This window comes from Gordonia sp. BP-119, from assembly GCF_016924115.1.
Taxonomy (GTDB): domain Bacteria; phylum Actinomycetota; class Actinomycetes; order Mycobacteriales; family Mycobacteriaceae; genus Gordonia; species Gordonia hongkongensis.
In genome coordinates this window covers 1-1,021 of sequence record NZ_JAFFZF010000107.1, presented here as the reverse complement: position 1 = coordinate 1,021, position 1,021 = coordinate 1, and the positions used below count along the sequence as shown (strand labels likewise).

At 64.6% G+C, this 1,021-nt stretch carries 2 protein-coding genes and 1 pseudogene; all 3 read right to left on the bottom strand.

The genetic code is table 11. The features are described 5' to 3' along the window. A pseudogene (locus tag JW364_RS24040) lies at positions 1 to 194 on the bottom strand (nuclease); the annotation flags it as partial. A 99-nt stretch (positions 195 to 293) separates the two neighbouring features. After that, on the bottom strand, positions 294 to 572 hold the full coding sequence (locus JW364_RS24035; RefSeq protein WP_068970855.1) for a hypothetical protein: 279 nt from the start codon (positions 570 to 572) through the stop codon (positions 294 to 296). Between the two features lie 31 nt (positions 573 to 603). Further along, on the bottom strand, positions 604 to 834 hold the full coding sequence (locus JW364_RS24030; protein WP_068970854.1) for a hypothetical protein: 231 nt from the start codon (positions 832 to 834) through the stop codon (positions 604 to 606). Positions 835 to 1,021: the final 187 nt, after the last annotated feature.

Sequence of the window (1,021 nt, the reverse complement as noted above, 5' to 3'; positions counted from 1 at the left end):
ACCCGGACCTCGCCGTCGACCTCGACAGCGAGGATGGGTTGGCGCACGCCGTCGCGGATCGAATCGACGAACTCGGCGGTCAGGGTGGCCTCGGCCTCGGTGCGAATGTTGGTGTCGATGACCAGATCGGCCGGGTTGAGGTGGCGCAGCTCGCCCGTCGCGGTGACGGTCTCGGTGGTGGTGTTGTGTGTCATGGGGTTTCTCCCTTACTGTGGTGGGTGAGACCCCGGCCAGCTTGACCCTGGCCGGGTTTTCTTTTGTCCGCGTACCGGATTGCGACGCGGAAGCTTCTTTTACAGGTCGCCGATCTCTTCCCAGTGGGCGATCGCGTCGGCGGCGGCGAGGGCGGGGGACAGGTCGTTGTTGTATGCGTCTTTCCAGCCGAAATCGGGCAGGTCGCGGTGGCTGAATCCGTTGGTGCGTCTGCGGATTGCTCGGTCGACTCCGTACATCCACACGGCGAATTCGCGGTCGCCGTCGGCCTCGGTGAGGCGGTTCGGTTCGTGCTGGGCGATCTGGTCGGCGGCGGCGTCGACGTTGGCGGGGTCCTTGGTGGCGATCCAGGCGTTCATGTCGGTGGGTCCTTTCGGGTTGTTGTGCGGGTTAGTCGTGGGTGAAGGTGCGGCCTGCGCCGAGTTGGTCGATTCCGCAGCATTCGCAGAGCCAGTAGCCGGGTGGGTCGATGTCGTCGGCCTGGGTCAGGTAACCGTGATCGGCCATGAACGCCAGGACCTGGGCGGTGCTCTCGGTGTTGAGGGCGGTCATGTCTCCGTAGGCGACGGCGACCGCGCAGCTGTTGCACAGCTGGTAGGCGGTGGTGGTGGCGCTGGTCATGGTGACCCCTCCCGTTGTGAGTGCTGGTTTGCGTTTGCACTGGCCATCTCTTTGCCGGAGGGAGTGGGCTGCAAGGGAGGAAGTGAAAAAGTCATCCGGGCCGTAGGCCTGCAAACCCGTAGGGCGGGTTAGTTTTTCACGCCCTTGCGGGCCGCGAGTGGAGGTAAGAGAATGCGGCAGGGCAACG

Coding starts and splice junctions, on each gene's coding strand:
- JW364_RS24035 (WP_068970855.1), bottom strand. CDS start 572: ATGAACGCCTGGATCGCCACCAAGGACCCCGCCAACGTCGACGCCGCC.
- JW364_RS24030 (WP_068970854.1), bottom strand. CDS start 834: ATGACCAGCGCCACCACCACCGCCTACCAGCTGTGCAACAGCTGCGCG.